This window comes from Phormidium tenue FACHB-1052 (genome assembly GCF_014696675.1).
In the GTDB taxonomy this organism is placed as follows: Bacteria; Cyanobacteriota; Cyanobacteriia; order Phormidesmidales; family Phormidesmidaceae; genus Nodosilinea; species Nodosilinea tenuis_A.
Genome location: NZ_JACJQN010000010.1, coordinates 185459 through 208282, shown reverse-complemented (window position 1 = coordinate 208282; position 22824 = coordinate 185459). Strand labels below are relative to the sequence as shown.

At 57.8% G+C, this 22824-nt stretch carries 14 protein-coding genes; 8 read left to right on the top strand and 6 right to left on the bottom strand.

The window, feature by feature from the left end; genetic code table 11:
* Positions 1-12: 12 nt before the first annotated feature.
* Positions 13-1419, bottom strand: a complete 1407-nt coding sequence (locus tag H6G07_RS15170; RefSeq protein ID WP_073608885.1) for an FAD-dependent oxidoreductase — start codon at positions 1417-1419, stop codon at positions 13-15.
* Positions 1420-1688: 269 nt separating this feature from the next.
* Between H6G07_RS15170 and H6G07_RS15165 the strand changes: the two genes are divergently transcribed.
* A complete protein-coding gene (locus tag H6G07_RS15165) occupies positions 1689-3341 on the top strand; it encodes a Ppx/GppA phosphatase family protein (protein WP_073608886.1) in 1653 nt (550 codons plus the stop codon).
* A 23-nt stretch (positions 3342-3364) separates the two neighbouring features.
* Here H6G07_RS15165 and H6G07_RS26920 read toward each other — a convergent pair whose 3' ends face one another.
* The 3 genes from H6G07_RS26920 to H6G07_RS15150 all read right to left on the bottom strand — a co-directional run bounded on the left by H6G07_RS26920 (position 3365) and on the right by H6G07_RS15150 (position 4855).
* On the bottom strand, positions 3365-4078 hold the full coding sequence (locus H6G07_RS26920) for a DUF948 domain-containing protein (RefSeq protein WP_073608887.1): 714 nt from the start codon (positions 4076-4078) through the stop codon (positions 3365-3367).
* An 11-nt stretch (positions 4079-4089) separates the two neighbouring features.
* Positions 4090-4425, bottom strand: coding sequence for a YtxH domain-containing protein (locus tag H6G07_RS15155; protein ID WP_073608888.1), 336 nt, complete (start codon positions 4423-4425; stop codon positions 4090-4092).
* A 79-nt stretch (positions 4426-4504) separates the two neighbouring features.
* Complete coding sequence (locus H6G07_RS15150) at positions 4505-4855, bottom strand: hypothetical protein (protein ID WP_073608889.1); 351 nt, start codon at positions 4853-4855, stop codon at positions 4505-4507.
* 89 nt (positions 4856-4944) lie between these two features.
* Between H6G07_RS15150 and H6G07_RS15145 the strand changes: the two genes are divergently transcribed.
* Together H6G07_RS15145 and H6G07_RS15140 are read left to right on the top strand one after the other, a co-directional pair.
* Positions 4945-7104 (top strand): S-layer homology domain-containing protein, encoded by a 2160-nt coding sequence (locus H6G07_RS15145; RefSeq protein ID WP_073608890.1) that lies wholly within the window; start codon positions 4945-4947, stop codon positions 7102-7104.
* Between the two features lie 29 nt (positions 7105-7133).
* Positions 7134-8813, top strand: coding sequence for an ArnT family glycosyltransferase (locus tag H6G07_RS15140; RefSeq protein WP_073608891.1), 1680 nt, complete (start codon positions 7134-7136; stop codon positions 8811-8813).
* Here the strand turns inward: H6G07_RS15140 and H6G07_RS15135 are convergent.
* The gene (locus H6G07_RS15135) at positions 8787-9518 is read right to left on the bottom strand and encodes a class I SAM-dependent methyltransferase (RefSeq protein ID WP_073608892.1); all 732 of its coding nucleotides are present in this window, start codon (positions 9516-9518) and stop codon (positions 8787-8789) included. The two genes, H6G07_RS15140 and H6G07_RS15135, sit on opposite strands and share 27 nt — an antisense overlap.
* A 350-nt stretch (positions 9519-9868) precedes the next feature.
* Here H6G07_RS15135 and H6G07_RS15130 point away from each other — a divergent pair, with 350 nt between their 5' ends.
* From H6G07_RS15130 to H6G07_RS15110, 5 genes are all read left to right on the top strand, one after another.
* A complete protein-coding gene (locus tag H6G07_RS15130) occupies positions 9869-10234 on the top strand; it encodes a hypothetical protein (RefSeq protein ID WP_073608893.1) in 366 nt (121 codons plus the stop codon).
* Positions 10235-10438: 204 nt separating this feature from the next.
* Entirely contained in the window at positions 10439-11812 is a 1374-nt protein-coding gene (locus tag H6G07_RS15125; RefSeq protein ID WP_073608894.1) for a P-loop NTPase fold protein, read from the top strand.
* Complete coding sequence (locus H6G07_RS15120) at positions 11805-17366, top strand: WD40 domain-containing protein (RefSeq protein WP_073608895.1); 5562 nt, start codon at positions 11805-11807, stop codon at positions 17364-17366. Before H6G07_RS15125 ends, H6G07_RS15120 begins: the two co-directional genes overlap by 8 nt.
* 176 nt (positions 17367-17542) lie before the next feature.
* Entirely contained in the window at positions 17543-18076 is a 534-nt protein-coding gene (locus tag H6G07_RS15115) for an REP-associated tyrosine transposase (protein WP_073608896.1), read from the top strand.
* Between the two features lie 626 nt (positions 18077-18702).
* Positions 18703-19059 (top strand): hypothetical protein, encoded by a 357-nt coding sequence (locus H6G07_RS15110; RefSeq protein WP_073608897.1) that lies wholly within the window; start codon positions 18703-18705, stop codon positions 19057-19059.
* 408 nt (positions 19060-19467) lie between these two features.
* On the opposite strand, the gene uvrA is transcribed toward H6G07_RS15110, so the two are convergent.
* Positions 19468-22587, bottom strand: a complete 3120-nt coding sequence (gene uvrA / locus H6G07_RS15105) for an excinuclease ABC subunit UvrA (protein WP_073608898.1) — start codon at positions 22585-22587, stop codon at positions 19468-19470.
* Between the last annotated feature and the right edge of the window lie 237 nt (positions 22588-22824).

Here is a 22824-nt window from a genome sequence, read left to right as displayed (position 1 = left end):
CCACTCTTCCCCTTACCACCGCCGTCGCCGCGATCGCCGCCAGTTAAACCAGTTCTCGGCCCAGTCGCGTCGCCAGGTGCCGTGCTGCCAGCGCTGCCGCTGCCACTCGCTCACCATCAGAGGAATGATTTCCGCCTGGCTGGGGGATAGCGTCGGTACCCGATTGAGCTGCGGCAGCGAAATATTCTGGTCGATCGCCAGCGCTACGGTATGCGTGAGTTCGCTGGCTCCGGGGCCGCAGATCTGAGCACCGAGCAGCTGCCCATCGGCCCGCACTATCCACCGGCAAAAGCCTGTGATGTCGCCACCGTAGTGGGGTTTAATAATTTGGCCGAAAGCGACCTGCACCGCAGTCGCTTCGCTGCCGTACCAGCGGCGGGCTTGGTCAGCGGTGAGCCCAATCCGCGCATATTCCGGCCTGGTGTGGAGCAGAGCCGGGCGATGCAAAAAAGACAGCTTGCGCCAGGGAAGGTAAAGGGCATTGTGCAGGGCGATCGCCACCTCCTGGCGATCGGTTGATTCGGCCCAGTAGCCGCCCAGGGCTGGGCCGCAGGCAAATACTCGGGGATGGGCGGTAGCGAGGCGATCGTCCACCGATAGAGCGGTGGCGACGCCGTGAACTATTTGAGGCTGAACGCCAATGCTGCTGAGGTTCAGCGGCCCCAAGGCAGGGTGGGAGGCGGTAGCTAGCACCAGGGTTTGAGCTTTGAGTAAGTCACCATTGGCCAGCAAAACTTCAAAGCTATCTTTGTAATGAATTGCGTCTAAGCGAGTGTTGAGCTTGAGGGTTACTCCTGCCGCCTCTAGCAGCGCTTCTACAAAAGCAGACATATCAGGGTCTTCGGTGGCGAGGAGGGTGTCGCCTCGGGTGACTAGGGTGGTGGAGCAACCGAGTTGGGCCAGGGCTTGGGCCAGGGCGATCGCCGCCGCACTCCGCCCCAGCACGATCGCCGATTCTGGCAGCGCCGCCAAGTCTAACAGCGTGTCGAGAGTGAGGTAAGGGGTTTCGGCCAGTCCAGGAATATCGGGGACGGTAACGGCGGTACTGGGGGCAAGCAGGTAGCCGCGCGATCGCAGTCGCCGCGTCAACGTTGTCACTGCCAAATTTGGCCGAGGGCTAAATTGGCCGGGCTCCAGCACTACATCCACACCGCTGGTGGCTAGGCCATCGAGACTCAGGTGGGGGTAGGCGATCGCCTCTATCGATCTGACCTGAGATTTCAGCGACTCCCAGGTCTGGCTCTGAGAGGTTCCAGCTTGAGCTAGGCTAGTAAGCACAATCTGCCAGCGAATTTGTCGTTCTACCTCGCCCGGAGGCTCAACCAGGGCTACCCGCGCGCTCTCCCGCGCCGCCAGGGCAGCGGCCTCACGCCCCTGCACCGTGCCGCCGAGAATCACTGCGTCGTAGTCAACGGTCATGGTTTATCCACCTTGTGTCCCCATGAGTTTAGCGCCAGTGCTAGCCGGGAGATGAGGAGGGTGAGGGAGATGAGGAGGGTAGGGAGTGGGGGGTGAGGGGTGAGGACTTGTTGGTTTCTGTGGATCTCTTTAGCTCCCTATCTTCCCCATCTCCTCCATCTTCCTCACCTCCCCGGCCTCCTCCATTTAGTCTCAGTAAAGTTTTTTCCCCGTCCTGATGGGTTGCAGCGGGGCAGGTAAGATTTGAAACAAACGCAGTATGGGCGACTATGACAGGCACCACCACGACCCGTGAAATCGCATCGATCACCGATTTTTCTGACTTTGCTCCGCCAGAAATTACCAGCGATCGCGTTTTGGCGGCCATCGACGTCGGCACTAACTCGATTCACATGGTGGTGGTCAAAATTCAGCCCGATCTACCTGCTTTTAGCATCATTGATCGCGAGAAAGAGACCGTGCGCCTGGGCGACTTCAACGCAGCCACGGGTGGGCTGTCGGAGGCCGCTATGGAGCGGGCGATCAAGGCGCTAAAACGCTGCTGTGCGATCGCCACCAGCCTCCAGGCCGAAGATATCGTAGCGGTAGCCACCAGCGCTGTGCGGGAGGCCAGCAACGGCCAAGAATTTGTTGAGCGGGTTTACACAGAAGTTGGCCTGGCCCTCAACCTGATCTCGGGCACCGAAGAAGCGCGGCGCATCTACCTGGGCGTGCTCTCGGGCGTAGAGTTTAACGGCCAGCCCCACGCCATCATCGACATTGGCGGCGGCTCCACCGAGCTGATTTTGGGCACCGGCGAACCCCACCGCTTTCTCAGCAGCACCAAGGTGGGGGCGGTGCGGCTCACGGCCCAGTTTATCTCCACTGACCCCATTTCAGATGCCGAGTTTAGCTCTCTGCGAGCCTACGTGCGGGGCATGGTAGAACCCAATACCACCAAGCTTAAGCACCATCTCCAAGACGGAGAGCCGATGCAGCTCATGGGTACCTCGGGCACCATTGAGTGTCTAGCGGCGGTCATTGCCGCTGAGCGCCTGGGCCTGGTGCCCAACCCCCTCAACGGGTTTCAGATGAGCTACGACGAGATCTCGCGGCTGGTCGAAACCCTGCGCCAGGCCACCTACGCCGAACGGCTGGCCCTGCCAGAGATGTCGCCGCGCCGTGCCGAGATCGTCGTAGCGGGAGCGGTGATTTTGCATGAGACCATGGGGCTCCTCAATGCTGACAGCATTACTATCTGCGAGCGTGCCCTGCGAGAGGGGGTTGTTGTTGACTGGATGCTCACCCACGGTCTGATCGAAGACCGGATGCAGTTTCAAAAGTCGGTGCGGCAGCGCAACATTCTCAAAACCGCCAAGAAATATAAAGTGCATCTTGACCGCTCAAAGCGGGTGGCCGAGTTTGCGATGGATTTGTTTGAGCAAACCCGAGGCAGCCTGCACACCTGGGGCAATTTAGAAAAAGAACTGCTCTGGGCTGCGGCCATTCTGCACAACTGCGGCCACTTTGTTAGCCACTCGTCGCATCACAAGCATTCCTATTATCTAATTCGCCACGGTGAGCTACTGGGCTATACCGAAACCGAGCTGGAGGTGATCGCCAACATCGCCCGCTATCACCGCAAGAGCGCCCCCAAAAAGAAGCACGAGAACTACCGCAGTCTGCCCACCCGCTACCACCGGCAGATGATTACTCACCTCAGCGCCCTGCTGCGCCTGGCGGTGGCCCTCGATCGCCGTGGAATTGGGGCCGTTGAGAGCATTCACTGCAACTTTGACGCTGACGCCCACCTGCTGACTATAGAGGTCAAAGCCGCCAACCCCAACGATGACTGCGCTTCAGAACTGTGGAATCTAGACTACAAAAAGACCTACTTTGAGCAGGTGTTTGAGGTGAATCTGACAGCTCATCTGGTCAGTTGAAGCATTTCAATCGCTAGAAGCCCTTAGTCTTGCTCGGCGCTGGGACGGCGTTGGGCTGGCTGGGTCGACCGACTGGGCAATAGCTCGGGATCGGCGGTGGGAGCGGCCTCTAGCCCAGCCTCGGGAAGTGCGTGAAGAGTAGTTTCTTCGAGCTGGGGAAGCGGGGCATCCAGGTTTTCAGAAAGCCCGCGATTCCCCACCGGGGAGGCCGTGCCATCGCTCTGGTGTTCCCTGCGGCCCTCCTCAGTCAGGCGGCCCTCAAGCTCCATCAATCGGCGATCTGGGTTGGGGATGGGGGCGCGATCGCCAGGTTGAATAGCGGGTTGGGTCGTCTGAGCTGATTTGGCGGGGCGGCGGGGCGGCTGAGGCGATGGCTCTTTCGTCCAGGCTTGCCAGGCAGCGCGGGCTCCGGCCATAAACGTTTTGGTGCCGGTGTTGAGGCGCTTGGCTCCGGTCTGGGCGGTGGCAATACTCTGGTTAACCTGCTGCACTACCTGGCCAGCACTCTGTACGCCCTCGGTGACATCGTCGGTGAGTTCCACAATTTCTAGCCCCGTGAGACGAATGGCCTCTAGGGTGGGGGGCAGCTCTCGACCCAGGGTATCAAAGAATTTTTCAGCGCTGCGGGCGGCGCGACCCAGCTCGCGCATGGCGGGTATGGCCACCATCAGCACCGCCGTCAAACTGATGACAACCAGCAAAAATGATAGAGCTAGCCAAAACAGCGGGTCGGCCAAAATGGGTGCTCCTACTCCTGGGTAGACCCGTTGCTGGCCACGGGTGCAGACTGGCGAAGCTGCTCATACTCCTGGCGGCTGGCCTCTTGACCGGCGGCGATCGCCGCCCGCAGCCGAGTCAGGGTGTGATCCCAGTTGACCAGGGCGGTTTCCGACAGGCGATCGGCCTGGAGATTGACGCTGGTGGCCAAGTCTTCGACTAGCTCAGGTAGGGCATCGGCAGATTTTTTGAGAATGCGGCGGGTTTCGCGCCCGGTGCGGGGAGCCACCAATAGCCCTGCTACTGCGCCGATCGCGGCCCCTAGCAGTACTCCGCCAACAAATCCCCCTGACTGTTTCTCACTCATAGTGTGTTTATCCTGTGCTTGCCAAACCGTTACCCCAACCTCTGCTCCAATCGCCTGACTAGCTGGAGCTAAGGCAATCCTACCGCCTTTTAGCAGAAGCCACGTTGGCCCTGGGGCTGAACCGGCGGCCCATTCCTAGCCAACGGTTGGCCTGGGGCAGTAGACCCACCATTGCCATAAGCTGTTGCAGGCGTTGAAGCTGGAGCTGGAGTAGGCTGTAGCGCTGCCGGAGGTAGACCGTGCCTGCCTGGCCGCGCAAAATAGCGGGAGGAGTAACAATCGGATTGAGGGTGTTGTGGGTATTGCGCTCCCAGGCTGTCAGCGCGTCGGCCACGGCCCCTAAGCTCTTGCTCAACTGCCATACTTGCCAGGCCACGTAGAAGCAAAACAGCGCAATGACTAGATTTAGGCTAACGGCAACCGCAATCACAACTTTCGCCCTATCCTTTAACTGGCTAAATCATAACGACATTCTGGGCCAACCGCCGTATTTCCTGCTGCCGTTAGGAGATCTCCCCGTTGGATACCATTGCTAAAACCCTCGATGTGGATCCCAAGCGTGGGATCGATGAACCCTCGGGCCGTCCCCACCTGCCCTACAAGACCTTGACGATTGCCCTCGGTGCTGCCCAGGGCAACACGCTGATTCGGCTCGCCCCCGGCACCTACAGTGCTGCTACGGGCGAACGCTTCCCCATTACTGTGCCAGACGGCGTGATGGTTGCCGGTCAGGAATCGACCCAGGGCCAGGGGATTGCGATCGCAGGCGGTGGGTCGGGGCCAGGGGCAACCTCGGTGGGGTTAATCATTCAAGGCCAGGGCCAGCTGCGGGGGGTGACGGTGCAAAACCCTCAGGGCATCGGCATTCTAATTGACTCGGGCGCGCCTCTGGTACGAGCCTGCCGCCTCAGCCAGTGCAAGGTGGGGCTTCAGGTGGCAGGGGCGAGCCGCCCCTTGGTGGCTAAAACGGGGATAGTTGACTGCGGCGATCGCGGCCTCAGCTTTGTCGAGCAATCTCGGGGCGAGGTGCAAGACTGCACCCTAGAGCGCTGCGGCACCGGCATTTATCTCGGCCAAAACGCTGCGCCGCTGATCCGTGGCTGCCAGTGCTCAAACAACCAGGTAGGGATGCAGATTGCCGGAGCTGCTAGCCCAGTGCTACGGCAAAATCGACTGGTGCAAAACCAAACCGCTGGCCTGGTGGTGCAAGACACCGGTCGCCCCGACCTGGGCCAGCCTGACGACCCAGCGGGCAACATTCTGCGCTACAACCGCCAGAGCGATCTGCGCAACGACACCCGTCAGGAGCTGACGCTGGTGGGCAACGACGTGATCCCCACAGGGCTAGTGGGGACGGTCAATCTGGTGGCCAGCCAGTGGCCTGATCCAGCCGCCGTACCCCCGGTTCTGCTCGATCGCCCCACCGTTTCCCCTGCGCCCCCCCAACCCCTACCCCCCACGCCGTCGGACAAGCCTCTCGCTCCAGCCGCCCCGGTGCCCAGCCGCTTTACTGACCTGGGCAGCCACTGGGCCACGCCCTACATTGAGGCTCTGGCCGATCGCGGTCTGGTGAAGGGCTACGGCAACGGCACCTATCGCCCTCAAGAAACTATCAATCGGAGCCAGTTTGCGGCGCTGGTGGCTGCCAGCTATAGCAACCTTGACCCGGTGCGGGGACCCATCACCTTTGTGGATGTGCCGCCGACCCACTGGGCCGCCAGCGCCATCGACCAGGCCCAGCGCAAGGGCTTTTTGGGCGGCTACCCCGATCAAACCTTTCGCCCTACCCAGGGCATGGTGCGGGTGCAGGCGATAGTGGCGGTGGCTACCGGGCTGAAGCTGCCTCCGGCCCCGGCCAGTGGGCTGGGGGTGTACCGCGATCGCGCCCAGATTCCCAGCTATGCGATCGATGCTCTGGCCAGCGCCACCCGATCTGGCCTAGTGGTCAACCATCCCGACCCAGAACTGCTGCGGCCCCTAGAAACTGTGACCCGTGCCGAGGTTGCCGTGCTGATCTACCAAGGGTTGGTGGCCCAGGGCAAGGCTCCACCGTTAACTACCGTCGCTAACCCCCCCGCTGCCATGGCTCAAGGATCGTTTTCCGATATACAAACCCACTGGGCGCTGGACTTTATTCAAGGCCTATTAAACCTTGGCCTGGTGCAGGGAGATCAGGCTGGTCGCTTCAACCCCGCCCAGCCCATGAGTCGGGCCCAGTTCGCTGCGTTGATGAGCCGTGCCTTTGCCCCGGCTCCCCGCCGACCGGCCCAGCTGTTTCGTGACGTGCCCTCGGGCCACTGGGCAGCCAGCGCCATCCAAACTGCCTACCGGGGCGGGTTTCTCTCGGGATTCCCCGATCAAACTTTTGGGCCAGACAATTCGCTGTTGCGAGCCCAGGTGTGGGTGGCGCTGGTGTCGGGGTTGGCCCTGCTGCCCAACCAGCCCGGCAACCTGCGACTGCTGGAGCGCTACCGCGATCGCGCCACCATTCCCGACTATGCGGTGAATGCGATCGCTAAGGCCACGCAACTCGGTTTGGTGGTCAACGTGCCCGACATTGCCCAACTCCATCCCAACCGGGTGGCCAGCCGCGCCGATGTCTGTGCGGCGGTGTATCAGGCGCTGGTGCTACAGCTGCGGGCGTCGAGGATTGACAATCCGTTTATTGTGCGACCCTAGTTTGGGTAAACGGAGACGCTCTCGCCGCCATGTCCTATCTCTCTCGCCTACCCAAGGTTTTTGCCATCGATCAGCATGCCAGATGGCTACCCTACCCTCTACTGGGGCTGTGGCAGGGGCTACTCTTAGCCGCCAGCAATGTAGAAACCAGTCTCATGGCCCACGATGAGGGCTGGTATGCCACTCTGGCCCTAGGTCTGGTGCGATCGCAAGACTGGCTCAGCCCGACCTGGTGGGGCCAGCTAGTCTACGACAAAACCTCCGGAGTCCATTGGCTGATTGCCACTGCCTACCAACTATTTGGGGTGAGCGAAACCACTGCCCGTCTGCCCTCGGGCATTGCCTGCCTGGCGAGCACCTTTTTGCTCTATGCGATCGGCTCTACGCTGCTCCACCGCCGTGCCGCTTTGCTGGGGGCGCTGTGCCTCAGCACAATTGTGATTTGGACCCAGTATGGTCAGATGGCTACCCAAGACATGCCCCTGGTGGCCCTTGAACTCACTGTGATCTGGGCGCTGTTGCAGGCCGAGCAACAACCTCGGCGGAGACTTTGGTGGGGAACGTTAGCCGGTTTGGGTTTCGGCTTAGGCTTTTTGATTAAGGGCTTTATGGTTGCCCTGCCTACCGTGGCCTTGCTGCCCTACCTGGTGCTCAACCATAGGCGTCACCGACACCTTTTCAACCCTGGCTTGTATCTAGGCTTTGTTCTCGGTCTGGGGTTGGTAGCCTACTGGTTTTTGCACCTTTGGCAGGCCCACGGCAGCGAGCCCTTTAACCAGCTATTTGGCATTTTGGTTCTCGCCGCGTCCGAAGACTACCATGGCGTTGGGCCCTGGTATTACCTGTGGAATATTCCGGCCAACGTTTTGCCTTGGACACCCTTAGTCTTGCTGGGGCTGTTTTATCTCATTAAATCGCCACCCAACCACCGGGCCCTGCTAACGCTGGGATATCCAGCGGGGCTGCTACTACTGCTACAGCTATTTAGCACTAAAACCATCTACTATCCGCTTCAAATCTATCCCTTTCTGGGCCTTTACAGCGGCTATGCGCTCCACAGAATTTTGCATACCTGGCAATCTACAAACCGGCGACCGGCGATCGCTACAGCGCTGAGCGGGTTCTATGGCCTCATCGCTCTGGTGGCCCTGGTGCTTAGTCTGGGATTGCTGACGGGTACCTGGTCAAAGCTGGGTCTATTCGATGCGGCTCTCCAGCAGGAACTCTCTGTCTATAGTATTCCGGCCCTGGTACTCAGCGGGCTTTGGCTAGTTTATGCCATTAGTGGGCTGGGCAAAGGACGATCGCAGCCTCACGTGTGGCTCAGTAGCTTGCTGATTGGCCCTTGGCTGGCTATCGGTCTCGCCGGAACATCGGGGCTGATTGGCAACTACAGCAGCGACATCAAAGATTTCTGCCGACAACCGGCGATCGCCCCCGTTCTGGCGCAGCATTCCGTCAATGTAGTGCTCGGTGACCCCGTCAGCCGCCCCGATCATCAAGTGTGGATTCTGACCTCCTTTTGCTCATCCCAGTGGGGTAAAAGATTTCTGACCTTAGAGGATTTGGGGGCTGGGCAGTACGCCTGGGTTGCCCCCGACCTGGTTGCAGATCTGACGGCTGCACCCGCCGCAACTTATCAACAGCTCGGTACTACCAGAGGCTGGGCATTGGTGCAGAAACTACCGTCTACCGTAGATTTGGAGTGAGCCACCAATCTCTTGAATGATTGGCGTATTGCTGAGCAAATTGCTCAACCCCCGTACTACCGGAATCCATCCGTCGGGAATGCCGGGGTGCAAAAAGTCAAAGGGTTTGGCCCACGGGTTCTGAAACCCATAGCCTCGAAGTCGACGGGTAATTCTCCAGCGAAAGAAGGCGGTTTCGTCAGGGGAGTTTTGCAGCTTACGACCAATAAATTTGATGTTTTTCTCTACCGCAATCTGAGGGTTGAGCATATTGGGCTCAGTAAAGAAAAAATGCCCCCCCGGCTTTAGCACCCGGTATAGCTCTGGCAGCGTTGTAGTGAGGTCAAAGTGATGCAGTACGGCGTTACCGACAACGGCATCAAAACTCCCATCGGAAAAGGGTAGCTGAGTTACATCGCCTACTATAGTAGTGACGTTAGGAAAACTAGCTAACCTGTTTTTGGCAATATCAACCTGCCGTGGAGAAATCTCTACGGCGGTAATGTCTGCCCCCGACTGAGCCAGTCGTAGCGTAAATTCGCCGTTGCCTGACCCTGGCTCTAAAACCCGTTTGCCAGGGGCAAGACGACCATGCTGAATGGCTAAATCAGCCCGCTCATCAATACGCAGCTGACCGGCCTTGGTGACAGATCCCCACCATACGGAGCCCAACTCCTCTGCGAGCTGGTCAAAGTGCTGTCGTTCTCGATCACTGCGACTCTGCATAGTGTCGTCTTTTCCCAATTTGTCATAACGAGCATATCAGACCGTCAACCTGAAAGTTGATGGCGGTAGCCAGACCCCCAGACCGATCCAAAGGCGGAGATAGAGGGGCAATTTTGACGCTAGGGGCGATTGCTTTTTGGACTAAGCGTCTGTTGGGCCTTTAGGGATAAAAGGGGTATCAGGTCTGTGAATACCCCAAAAAAATCCCGGTCTTTTCTGTCAAGTCTCCGTGTAGATCGTCCAAATTTACGTTCTATTCGCTACTACTGAAGGCAACCTGGAGGCAGAGTTAACAGTCGGCTGCGATGCCGTGTGTTGACTTAATTCTTTATTGCCCTGAGAGGTAAACCATGGCGAAATTTGGGGTGAAGATGACGGCGACGGTGGCCCTAGGGGCGATCGCGATCGCAACTACAGCAACGATGGCCCAGGCTCAGTCTCGCTCAGACTGGCTGAGCACTGGCGAAACCATTACCTACGAAGGTTATCTGCTGGCGGATGAGGCCGTGTTTGCTAGCTGCGACGACGACTGTAGCGATCTCGATATGTTTCTCTACGATGCTGAATCAGGGGAACTAGTAGCTTCCGATACGCTGGTTGACGCAGTGCCTGGAGTGGTCGCCCCCTACGAGGGCAACTTCTTGATCGAGCTGGTGATGGCGAGCTGTAGCGTCGAACCCTGCGCCACCTGGACTGACTCGGACGCTGGGTTTTAAGGGAAGGGCGATCGCTAGATTGCTCTAAAACTTTTAATCAAGGAAAAAGGCAGGAGCGATCGCTCCTGCCTTTTTTAGTGGTTCATGCTTCCAAAGAACCCATGCCCCCGCATCCGTTAAATTTTCAGGACTTCTATCGCCCATTTTTAGAAAATACGCCATAGTTTGGGCAGTTGGAGCGTAACGACAGGGCAGCGGCAAACCATGGCATTTGATGCAGGGCGTTTTTTTCGGGCCTGTAACCCTAGCAAGACCCTAAACCTCTCTTCCCCCGCTGACAAACAGTACTATATCGACTTCTCGGCGGTGCGGGGCAGCGATCTGGTGCAAGAGCTGAAGCGCACTATTACCCTGTCGGGAGAAGAGCCCACCTGCCAGTTGTTTACGGGCCACATTGGCTGCGGCAAGTCGACAGAGCTTTCTCGTCTACAAGGCGATCTAGAGGCGGCGGGCTACCATGTGGTCTATTTTGAGTCGACCGACGATTTAGACATGGGGGATGTGGACATCAGCGATATTTTGCTAGCGATCGCCAAACAGGTCAGCAAAAGTCTAGAGGATGCCAAGCTGCGTTTGACCCCCAGCCGCTTTCAACAGCTAATTAAGAGCACCGCCGATCTGCTCAACTCTGAGGTCACAGGGCTAAAGGTTAAAGGGCCTGAAATCGGCGGTATCAAGGTCGGCGGTGACTTAGGCCTCAGCGCTGCGGATGGAACCTATTCGCTCTCGCTCGGCATTGGCGAAATTACCACCAAGGCCAAAGACAGCAAAGACGTGCGCGCCCTGCTGCGTCAGCATCTAGAGCCGCGCATCAAGACCATTCTCGACATCATCAATGGCGAGCTGATCGATACCGCCAACCGGCAGCTGCTCGACCAGGGCAAGGCTGGCCTGGTGGTGATTGTGGACAACCTCGATCGCATCGATAACAAGCCCCGGGTGCAGGATCGCCGTCAGCCTGAGTACTTATTTGTTGATCGGGGCGACCAGCTCAAGCAGTTGCGCTGCCATGTGATTTACACCATTCCCCTGGTGCTGTCGTTTTCTAATGAAAAAGAGAACCTGACCAATCGGTTTGGGGCTAGCCCCCAGGTGCTGCCCATGGTGCGCACCCAAAACCGCGACGGCAGCGCCTGCGAAGCGGGGCTAGAGGCGCTTCGCCAGATGATTTTAGCCCGCGCTTTTCCGGAGGTGCCTGCTGACCAGCGCCTGGAGCAGCTGGGGCAAGTCTTTGACTCTACTGAAACTCTCGATCGCCTGTGTTTGGCCAGCGGTGGTCACGTGCGGAATTTGCTGGTGTTAGTCAACGATTGCCTCAAGAAGGCTGACCCGCCCCTCACCCAGGCTCTGCTCGGCCAGGTGATTAGCCTGCGGCTGAGCGATCTGACTAAGGCGATCGAGGTCGAAGAGTGGGGCCTATTGCGGGAGGTGCATCGCACCAAGGCGGTGCGGGGCGAGGGTGAATATCAGGCCCTGCTGCGCAGTTTGTTTGTGTTTGAATATCGGGATGCGGGGCAAACCTGGTTTGACCTCAACCCCGCGCTACTGGCTGCCAAGGAACTCACGCCCGATGCCTGACGTTTCGCCCTCTGAGATCGATCGCCACAACCAGCAAGCGCTGGAGGAGCTTTGCCGTCTGCTGCGTTTTTCGCAGGGTGAGTTTGAGCTGATTTTGGCGGTGTGCAACTCGACTCGACAGCGGCAGGGGTTGGTGCAACAGCTGCGACAGCAGTGCAGTGTTTCCTTTGCCGAAATCACCCTCGACCCGAGCACCACAACTCTCTTCACCACCATTCGCAGCGCCATCGGTAGCCCACCCCCCGAGGCACTGATGGTCTATGGCTTGGATGGGGTACACGACCTGCAACAGCTGCTCACCGCCACCAACCAAATTCGCGAAGAGTTTCGCCAGTTTCCGTTTCCGCTGGTGCTGTGGCTCACCGATGATGGCCTCAAGCAGCTGATTCGCACGGCCCCAGACTTTTATACCTGGGCCAACTCAATTACCTTTGCTACGCCGCCCGAGTTTTTTCTCGCCTTTTTAGATCAGCTGATTGCCGACGTGGGGCGGCAGGTGGTGGAATCGCGGGAAAACCGCTTTCTCAGCAACCAGGAGCTGGGGCTGACCCCCGGCTCGGCCCGCTGCCGTGAGCTAGAGGCCAGCCTTGAGGTGCTAGCGACGCAAGGTATGGCCCTCACCCCAGAGCAGTCGGCGGGGCTGGCCTTTGTGCAGGGCCGCATTGCCGACAACAACACCCCAGAGGCTCGCGAGCACTACGAAGATAGCCTGGCCCAGTGGCAAGCGCTGGTTGCCCAAAACCCTAACGCTAGCGCGATCGCCCAGTGGCAAGAAAACGTGGGCCACGGGCAGTTTTACCTAGGGCTGTGGTGGCTTAACTATTCGGTGCGCCACCACCGCGAGTTTGAACCGGCCTGCCAGCAGGCGTGCCGCTATTTTGAGCAGGCGGTACAAACCTTTGACCAGGCCCAGCGGCCAGAGCTAATGGCTCTCTACATTAACTACTGGGCCGGAGCCCTGCACCGCCTGGAAGCGTGGGAAGCTCTGGAGAGCGTTGCCAATAGGGCGCGGTTGCTGCACCAGGCCCAGGCCAACCCGGTTCGTCAGGCTCGTGCCGAGGGGTTTTTGGCAGAGGTTGACCTGGCTCATGAGAACTATGGTGCTGCCCAGAGCCACGCCGAAGCCGCCCTGGCGTTAATTCAGCCGTTTGCCGACAGCAATGCTGAAGCCTCGGTGGCAGATCGCGATTTCTACGCCTGGGTGAATAGCTTTCATCGCAGTTGGTATGTGTTTTCGCTGGGCAAGGCCCAGATGGGGCAGGGGCAGGTGGATGCGGCGGTGCAAACCCTAGAGCAGGTGCCAACCATTACCCAGCAGGAGTATGACCCGCTGCTCTATAGCCAAACGCTGGAGTATTTGCGCCGGGGCTATTTTGAGCAGGGCCACTATCTACAAGCGTTTGAGACGCGGCGAGAGAAAGAGGCGATCGAGAGCCGATTTAATTTTCGCGCGTTTGTGGGGGCGGGGCGGCTACAGCCCAAGCAACAGATTACTAACCCGGCGCTGCCCACGGGTGACCATGGCCCCGACTTGATTATAGCCTCGGGCCGTAGGCAGGATGTGAGCCGGTTGGTCACTCGGCTGGAGCAGGATGAATTTGTGCTTACGGTTGTCTATGGGCCATCGGGGGTGGGCAAAAGCTCGCTGATTGAGGCGGGGTTGGTGCCGACTCTAGAGCAGCAGCGGTTTGGCGGGCGTCAGGTGGTGCCGGTGCGGCTGCGAAGCTATGGCAACTGGGTGGAAGAGGTGCTGAGCGCTATGCCAAGGCCAGCTGCTCTAGCCGAATCTGTGGGGGAGAAGGCCGCTGACTTAGAGACCCTGTTGTTGGATCTATTGCGCCAGCAGACTCAGGTTAACCGGTTCATTGTCCTTATTTTTGACCAGTTTGAGGAGTTCTTTTTTGCCTGCGATCAGCCAGCGGAGCGGCTGCGCTTTTACAGGTTTTTGGGCGACTGTTTGGCGATGCCGTTTATTAAGGTGGTGCTGTCGCTGCGCGAAGACTATACCCACTACCTGCTGGAGTGCAATCGCCTGACGAACCTGGCAATTATTGACGACAACATTCTCGATAAAAAGTGGATCTACTACCTGGGCAACTTTAGCCCCGCAGATGCCAGGGGGGTGATTGACGACCTGACTCAGCCCACGCCCTATGCCCCGGCCCCTGACTTGGTGGAGCGGGTAGTGGCTGACCTAGCGGCAGAGGCGGGGGAAGTGCGCCCGATTGAGCTGCAAATTGTGGGGTCTCAGCTTCAGTCGGAGGGGATTGCGACTCTGGCGGACTACCAGGGCTGGCCTCATACCCAAACCAGCATTAAAGCGGCCCTGGTGCAGCAGTATCTCAACGATGTGGTGCGAGACTGTGGGCCGGTGACCCACCAGCAGTTGGCGAGCCTGGTGCTGTATCTGCTGACGGATGAAAGAGGCACCCGCCCATTGAAGACACAGACTGAGCTGCTGAATGACCTCCATACCTTTACCAACCACACCGAGCTGGATGCCGAAGCCTTTGGGTTGGTGCTGCAAGTTCTGACCCAATCGGGACTGGTGGTGCAGGTGCCCAATGCCCCCGACGACCGTTACCAACTGGTGCACGACTACCTAGCGGCGTTTTTGCGATCGTCGCAGCAGCCGTTGATGGCCCAGTTGGCCCAAGAGCGGCAGATGCGGGTGGCGGCAGAGCAGCAACGGATTGAAGAACAGCGTAAGCGGATTGAGGCAGAGCGGCAAAAACTCAGGCAGACTCGCTTGGCGGCGATAGGGTTAGGGTCCTTGGCAGCCGTATCAACGGGAATTGGAGCCTTTGCCTGGGTACAGCAGCAGCAGGGGCTAACGGACAAAATTAATGCTCAAACATTGGCCGACAGCTTAGCCATGGAAACCTATTTAGAAGCAGGTTTTGAAGAAGTCGCCGTAACCCAGGCTATGCTCACAGGGCAAGCTTTGCAGAGTGGTAATGCAACCCGTCTGAAGCCTCATACCCGATTTCGTGCGATATCGTCGGTTCGCGAAGTTATATACGGCGTTAAGGAACGGGAGCGGTTGATTGGCCATAGTGGTGAGATCTGGAGTGTGGCTTTTAGTCCCGACGGCCAGACGATTGCTACCGCTAGTGGAGACAATACAGTGAAGCTGTGGAGCATAAAGGGAGAAGAGCTGCAAACACTCAATGGCCATAGCAGTTGGGTTAAGAGTGTGGCTTTTAGTCCCGACGGCCAGACGATTGCTACCGCTAGTGATGACAATACAGTGAAGCTGTGGAGCGTAAAGGGAGAAGAGCTGCAAACACTCAATGGCCATAGTGGTGCGATCTGGCATGTAGCCTTTAGTCCTGACGGCCAGACGATTGCTACCGCTAGTAATGATCGTACAGCAAAGCTATGGAGCCTAGAGGGAAAGGAGTTGCAAACCCTTAACGGCCACCTTGATGGTCTCAACAGCATAGTTTTTAGTTCCGATGGTAAAACGATTGCTACCGCTAGTGATGACCGTACAGTGAAGTTGTGGAACCGTAATGGGGAAGAGATAAAAACCCTCAAGGGCCACGATGGGTCGGTCTCTGATGTGGTCTTTAGCCCAAGCGGTCAAACGATTGCTACTGCTGGTGGGGACAATACAGTGAAGCTATGGAATCTTGAGGGGAAAGAGTTGAAATCTTTCAATGGCCATAGTGATTCAGTCTACAGTGTAGCCTTTAGCTCCGATGGCCAGACAATTGCTACTGCTGGTGGGGACAATACAGTGAAGCTATGGAATCTTGAGGGGAAAGAGTTGAAATCTTTCAATGGCCATAATGGCTCAGTCTACAGTGTAGCCTTTAGCCCTGATGGCCAGACGATTGCTTCCGCTAGTAATGATCGTACAGCAAAGTTATGGAGCCGAGAGAGCCAAGAGCTGCAAACCCTTAAGGGCCATAGTGATGCGATCTGGAGTGTGGCTTTTAGTCCCGATGGCCAAACGATTGCTACTGCTAGTCGGGACAACACAGTGAAGCTGTGGAACCGTAATGGGGAAGAGATAAAAACCCTCAACGGTCACGATGGGGCGGTCTCTGATGTGGTCTTTAGCCCAAGCGGTCAAACGATTGCTACTGCTAGTCGGGACAATACAGTGAAGCTGTGGAACCGTAATGGGGAAGAAATAAAAACCCTCAAGGGCCACAGTGATGTCGTCAACAGCATTGACTTTAGTCCTGATGGCCAGACGATTGCCACCGCTAGTGATGACAATACAGTGAAGCTGTGGAGCGTAAAGGGAGAAGAGTTGCAAACTCTCAACGGTCACGATAACTGGGTCTTAGATATAGCCTTTAGTCCCGATAATCAGATGATTGCTACCATTAGCTGGGACAACAAAGTGAAGTTATGGAATCGTAGTGGGAAGGAGCTGAAAACCCTCGAAGACCATAGCAGTTTGCTCTATAGTGTGATTTTTAGTCCCGACAGCCAGATAATCGCTACTACTGGTGTGGACAATAATGCGACCTTGTGGAGTCTGGAAGGTAAGGAGTTGCAAACCCTCAAAGGCCACAGTAACGTGATTTGGAGTGTAGCCTTTAGTCCCGACGGCCAAACGGTTGCTACCGCAAGCAAGGACAATACCGTGAAGCTTTGGAATAAAGCAGGTGAGGAGCTCCAGACCCTGGAGGGGCACAGCGATGATGTCTCTCATGTAACCTTTAGCCCTGATGGTGAGACCCTTGCCACCGCGAGTCGAGATCGGACAGTCAAGTTATGGAACTTTCAGTTAGCAGATTTAACCGCTAAAGGTTGTGATTGGCTAAGCACGTACTTCATCAAGCAATCCCCAGAGTTACTCATAGAATTACCAACATGTCAAGAACGTGACCCCTCACTACGGGTGGCGGCAGCACCCATGCTAGTGACTCAGGGTGAAAAAATAGCCCGCAATGGCAACCTAAAACAGGCCAGAGAGCTATTTCAGCAAGCGATCGCTTGGGATAGCAGTCTTGACATTGACCCGAAGACCAAAGCCCAAAATATCGCTCAGGCTCAGACTTTAGTAGATGAGGCAGATGAACTTGCCCAGGTGGGAAAAATTTCTGAAGCAACCGCTAAGTTAGCCGCAGCTAAGCCGCTAGATTCTACCCTAGACTTTGAGCCCGAAACCCGAGCCAAAGAACTAGCGGTACAGGGATATTTAGCTAACGGCGACCAACTCCTTAATGACGGAAACGTGGCAGAAGCCGTAGCAGCCTACCGCCAAGCCGATGCCCTGAACCTGAAAAATAGTATCTCAGCCGATGACTGGAATAGTCTTTGCTGGGATGGCAGTACCTATAACCAGGCAGAGGCCGTCATGTTTGCCTGCGACAAAGCCGTCGCCCTGTCCCCTAACGATGGCGGCATCATCGACAGTCGAGGCTTAGCCCGCGCCCTGACCGGCGATACTGAGGGGGCTATCGCCGACTTCCAAGCCTACATTGAGTGGAATAATGACGAAGAAGAGAAAGAGCAACGTCAGGGATGGATTGAAGCTCTAGAGCAAGGCAAGAACCCCTTTACTCCTGAAGTGCTTGAATCCCTCCGGTAGAGGCATACTGCCAAAGGCTCATCGTCCCGACGCTAGCGCGTCGAGACGTGCCCTCAGACGCTCCAGCGTCATCTGCTCTGGGCGCTTGAGCGCCAGGGGTGGCGTCTCCACGCGGAGCGTGGGAACGAGAGGTGGGAGGGTGGGCAACCTAAGGAAGCTGAATCAGAGCACTCCTCATGGGTCGCAGTCGCTACGTCATCACCGAACTCGATGCTCCCCACTTTCTCACCTGCACCGTAGTCGAGTGGCTACCAGTCTTCACCCGGCCCGAAGCCGTAGCGATACTGTTGAACAGTTGGGCCTACCTGCGAGAGCACAGCAATTTCAGTCTGCACGGCTATGTTGTGCTAGAAAACCACCTGCACCTAGTCGCTCAAGCGCCGAGGCTAGACAAATGCATCGCCAGCTTCAAATCCTTCACAGCGGTTAAACTCATTGAGCTTTTAACCCGTCATCGCGCCACCCCCATTCTGCGGCGATTGCACGAGGCTAAACCGGTTTATAAGCGCGATCGCGATCACCAGTTTTGGCAAGCAGGCGTGCATGCAGAGCTAGTCTTCAGCGAGACCATAATGCGGCAAAAGCTAGAGTACATTCACAACAATCCGGTCAAGCGGGGTTATGTGGATAACCCCGAGCACTGGCGTTATTCCAGCGCCCGTAACTATCTCGGTGAGCCAGGCCTAATTGCCATCGACCCCTGGTACTAAAGCGGCTGATTACTCATATCGCCCCGACGCTCCAGCGTCGGGACGTATCCCCAGACGCTCCAGCGTCATCCGAAGCTGGGGCGCAGGAGCGCCAGGGGCGGCGTCTCCACGCGGAGCGTGGAGACGAGGGAACCTATAGCTGTTTCTTGGCAATGGCCTCGGGTTCCTTTGCACCAGCCTTCTATTGCTCTGTAACAGCCCCCTGTCTCGTTGTACCGATCTGCCGTGACTCTGTACCGGCCTCCCGTTACTCTGTACCGGCCTCCCGTTACTCTGCACCGGCCCCTTGTTCCTTTGCAGCAGCCTCTCGTTTCTTTGCACAACCTGCTGTTACTCTATATCGGCTTCCCGTTACTCGGCACCACTACACCCAAAGCTTTCTCTCAAACAGCAGCGATCGCCCTCAGGGGTGACACCCTCCGTACTGCCACTGACCCATCAAAACGCCCTTGCCGCCAGCCTTTGCGCCTGCCCTGTCGGCAAAAAGTCACTCCCTTTACACAACCCCGCTCAACTGAGGCCAAAACAACACAGACTATCCAACCCAAATCCGCGAAAACCCTGGTCTCGCTGGCTTACGGCGATCGCTACAGTCAAAGAGCAGTTTCAATAGGGTCATCTAACCTATGCCGCGCCAAAAACGCACCTCCAAATACCTCACCCTGGCCGAAAAACGGAACGCGGGTGCCCAGTCGATTGAAAGAGACCTCGACCTGGGCAACGGCATCACCACCACCGCCTACACCCAGGCGATCGAAGACCTGCGACAGAAGCTCCACGACTACAACGAATCCCTCTCTCTGCTTGACCAGGCTGCCAACGCCGTTCAAGATGCTGAGCAAGTGGTTCGTGACTTTTCTGAGCGCATTTTGCTGGGGGTCGCCACCCGCTACGGCAAAGACAGCAACGAATACGAAATGGCCGGGGGTGTGCGAAAGAGCGATCGCAAGCGCCCCACCCGCAAACCTAAGCTGGCGGCGTAACGCCAAAATGGCGGCTTTCTCCCTTGGGGAGACGCAAACCGAACAACTCCGCTCAGCCGCCGTTCTCTAAAATTCAACACAACAGCAAGGGTGAGAGAAGGTTAACTTCCCTCACCCTTGCTTGTTATTTACAAGGACAGCGGCATCAGTCATTCCCTCGCAGTCCCCGTTCCATATCCTGGCGAACATAGTCTTGCATGAGATCCTCTCGGTGGGAATCGAGGAAACGACGCAATGCGCTGAGCATAAGATCATCCATGCTGCTAAACCAGCCTGCGTCGATCAGTCTTTGGGCTTAAGCAACTAAGCTAGTGGGCACCTCAGTCTGCATGGAAGTCGTCGGCAGAGAATTCATGGACTAATCGCTATGATTTAGCCACATCATAGCCTCTGAATACCGTGGACTTATCATCCAACGGATGCAGTTTGGCTTGCAGGCGGATGCTGCTCTAGCACCTTGGCCAGGTACTTGCCCGTGTAGGAACCAGCCACCTGAGCCACCACCTCGGGGGTGCCGACCGCAATCAGCTCGCCGCCGCGATCGCCCCCCTCCGGCCCCAGATCGACAATCCAGTCGGCGCAGCGAATCACGTCCAGGTTGTGCTCAATCATCAGCACCGAGTTGCCCTTGTCCACCAGGCGCTGCACCACATCTAGCAGCTTGTGCACGTCGTAGAACGAGAGTCCTGTGGTCGGTTCATCAATCAGATATAGGGTTTTGCCAGTCGAGCGGCGGGCTAGCTCCGAGGCTAGCTTCATCCGCTGGGCCTCGCCGCCGGAGAGGGTGGGGGCCGTCTGCCCCAGGCGAATGTAGCCCAGACCCACATCCACCATGGTTTGCAGCCGCGCCGCCGCCTGGGGAATATTCTCAAAGAACGCCAAAGCCTCTTCAGCGGTCATATTCAGCACGTCGGAAATGTTTTTGCCCTTGTAGGTCACTTGCAGGGTGTCGCGGTTGTAGCGCGCCCCCTTGCACACCTCGCACTGCACATAGACATCGGGCAAAAAGTTCATCTCGATCACATTCACTCCCTGTCCGCCGCAGGCCTCGCAGCGCCCGCCCTTGACGTTGAAGGAGAACTGCCCCGCCTTGTAGCCCCGCGCCTTGGCCTCGATGGTTTCGGTGAACAGGTTGCGGATCACGTCGAACACGCCGGTATAGGTGGCGGGGTTAGAGCGGGGCGTGCGCCCGATGGGCGACTGGTCGATGACGATCACCTTATCCAGCGCCTTGAGCCCATCCAGCTTGTCCATATGCTTGGGGAAGGGCACCTTGCTGCCGAAGTGGTGCTGGAGGGCCGGGTAGAGCAGCTCGTTCACCAGGGTCGATTTGCCCGATCCCGAGACCCCGGTGATGCACACCAGCGCCCCCAGGGGCAGTTCGACATCCAGATTTTTCAGGTTGTTGCGGTGGACGTTTTTCAGGGTGAGCGATCGCCCATTCCCCGGTCGCCGCTCCGCTGGGGTAGGAATCGACATCCGCCCCGACAGATAGGCTCCGGTGAGAGAATCCTTAGCGGTCATCAAGGTTTTGAGATCGCCCTCAGCGACGATCGCCCCGCCATGCACCCCGGCCCCAGGGCCAATATCGACTAAATAATCGGCGGCTCTGATCGTGTCTTCGTCGTGCTCCACGACAATGAGCGTATTGCCCAAGTCGCGCAGGCGGTGCAGGGTGTTGAGCAGGCGATCGTTGTCGCGCTGGTGTAGGCCAATGCTGGGCTCATCCAGCACGTACAGCACTCCGGTGAGGCCCGAGCCAATCTGGGTGGCCAAACGAATGCGCTGGGCCTCGCCTCCCGACAGCGTCATGGCGGTGCGGTGCAGGGTCAGGTAGTCGAGGCCGACATCCATCATGAATTGCAGGCGGGCACGGATCTCGCGCAGCACCAGCGCCCCGATTTGCAGCTGCCGAGCTGAGAGTTTGGGGGTGGCGGCCCCGTCGCCTGACTCCTCTTCGCCCACCAGTTGGCGAATCCGCTTGAGGCATTCGCGAATCGAGACGTTGGTGAGGTCGCTGATCGAGTGGGGGCCAATGCGCACCGCGTTCGATTCGGGTTTGAGCCGGGTGCCCTGGCAGACCTCGCAGGGCTGGTCGATCAGATATTTTTCGAGCTTTTGCTTGTGCAGCTCTGAGCTGCTGTCTTTGTACTGCCGGTCGAGAATGGGCAGCACCCCCTCATACTGCCGCTGATAGCCCTTGCGATCGCGGTAGCGCGAGTCTGACTCTATATAAATTTTCTCCTCGCTGCCGTGGAGAATAATATGCTGCTGCTCGGGGGTGAGCTGATCCCACCGGCTCTGGATTTCAAAGCCAAAGGCCTGGCCGACGCTGTAGAGCAGGGAGAAGTAGTAGGTGTTGTCTTTCTCCGACCAGGGGGCGATCGCCGCATAGACCGGCAGGGTGGGGTCTGGCACCACCAGCTCCGCCGAAAACGTCCGCAGGCTGCCCAGCCCGTGGCAGTGGGGGCAGGCCCCGTAGGGCGAGTTAAAGGAGAATAGCCGGGGCGAAAGCTCCTCCATCACCGCGCCGTGCTCGGGGCAGGCAAAGTTTTCGGAAAACACCAGTTCTTTAGGCTGGCCGTAGCTGCCTTCGGCCTCGGCGGCCTGGGGCAGGCGATGCTCCGCTGGAGAGGCTGCCCCAGCGCTCAGAGACACGACATTGCTGCCGGAGTCCTGGGTTTCTGCCGTCTGGGGCTTCTCGGCCAGAATGTCGATCACCGCGATCCCCTCCGATCGCTTCAGACAGGTGCGCAGCGAGTCCGCCAGACGATCTTGCAGACCCTCTTTCTTCACCAGGCGATCGACGACTACCTCGATGTGGTGGCTGTAGTTTTTGTCGAGTTCAATATTGTCGGTCAGTTCGCGCAGTTCGCCGTTGACCCGCACCCGCACAAACCCCTCGGAGGCCAGGCTAGAGAGCAGCTTTTTGTGGGTGCCCTTTTTGCCCCGCACCACCGGGGCGAGAATCTGGAAGCGGGTGCGATCGGGCAAAGCCATGATCCGATCGATCATCTGGTCGATGGACTGGGGAGAGATGCTGCGATCGCAGATCGGACAGTGGGGATCGCCCGCCCGTCCGTAGAGCAGGCGCAGGTAGTCGTAGATCTCCGTCACCGTGCCCACCGTCGAGCGCGGGTTGTGGGAGGTCGATTTTTGGTCAATGGAAATGGCCGGACTCAGCCCTTCGATCGCATCTACATCGGGCTTATCCACCTGACCGAGAAACTGGCGAGCGTAGGCGCTGAGCGACTCGACGTAGCGGCGCTGGCCCTCGGCAAAAATCGTGTCAAAGGCTAAGGATGACTTGCCCGATCCCGACACCCCCGTAAACACAATTAGCTGGTTGCGGGGAATCTCCAGATCTAGATTCTTCAGGTTGTGCTGCCGGGCCCCGCGAATGCGAATGACGTTGTCGTCAAGGGCAGCGTGGTGGTGGGCGAGGCCGGTGTGCTGGTTGCCATTGGTGGACGCTCGGCCTTTGCTAGAGGCAGCGGTTTTCTTGGCGGAAGCGTCCGATTTGGGCATATCTGGGGGCTTAGTGAAAACGCTTTATCAATTTAACATTTATAAACACTTGTCAAGGTCGTCGCCAGTCAGGGGCCACGATCTGTGGGGTGGGCCAGCCCTTCGGCTCAGCGCCGACCTGCTAGAAATATCTTGATGGTTCTACGGATCCACCGAGCTGATCCATGGTGATTACTTACATCGAGCTGAAGAAATTAGCCGAGTATTTCTTTAAAGAAGGGGTGCCAACAGTGAAGG

Bases quoted from the DNA above. Each gene is read 5' to 3' on its own strand.
- H6G07_RS15170 (WP_073608885.1), bottom strand. From the start codon at position 1,419: ATGACCGTTGACTACGACGCAGTGATTCTCGGCGGCACGGTGCAGGGG.
- H6G07_RS15165 (WP_073608886.1), top strand. From the start codon at position 1,689: ATGACAGGCACCACCACGACCCGTGAAATCGCATCGATCACCGATTTT.
- H6G07_RS15155 (WP_073608888.1), bottom strand. From the start codon at position 4,425: ATGAGTGAGAAACAGTCAGGGGGATTTGTTGGCGGAGTACTGCTAGGG.
- H6G07_RS15140 (WP_073608891.1), top strand. From the start codon at position 7,134: ATGTCCTATCTCTCTCGCCTACCCAAGGTTTTTGCCATCGATCAGCAT.
- H6G07_RS15135 (WP_073608892.1), bottom strand. From the start codon at position 9,518: ATGCAGAGTCGCAGTGATCGAGAACGACAGCACTTTGACCAGCTCGCA.
- H6G07_RS15130 (WP_073608893.1), top strand. From the start codon at position 9,869: ATGGCGAAATTTGGGGTGAAGATGACGGCGACGGTGGCCCTAGGGGCG.
- H6G07_RS15125 (WP_073608894.1), top strand. From the start codon at position 10,439: ATGGCATTTGATGCAGGGCGTTTTTTTCGGGCCTGTAACCCTAGCAAG.
- H6G07_RS15120 (WP_073608895.1), top strand. From the start codon at position 11,805: ATGCCTGACGTTTCGCCCTCTGAGATCGATCGCCACAACCAGCAAGCG.
- H6G07_RS15115 (WP_073608896.1), top strand. From the start codon at position 17,543: ATGGGTCGCAGTCGCTACGTCATCACCGAACTCGATGCTCCCCACTTT.
- H6G07_RS15110 (WP_073608897.1), top strand. From the start codon at position 18,703: ATGCCGCGCCAAAAACGCACCTCCAAATACCTCACCCTGGCCGAAAAA.
- uvrA (WP_073608898.1), bottom strand. From the start codon at position 22,587: ATGCCCAAATCGGACGCTTCCGCCAAGAAAACCGCTGCCTCTAGCAAA.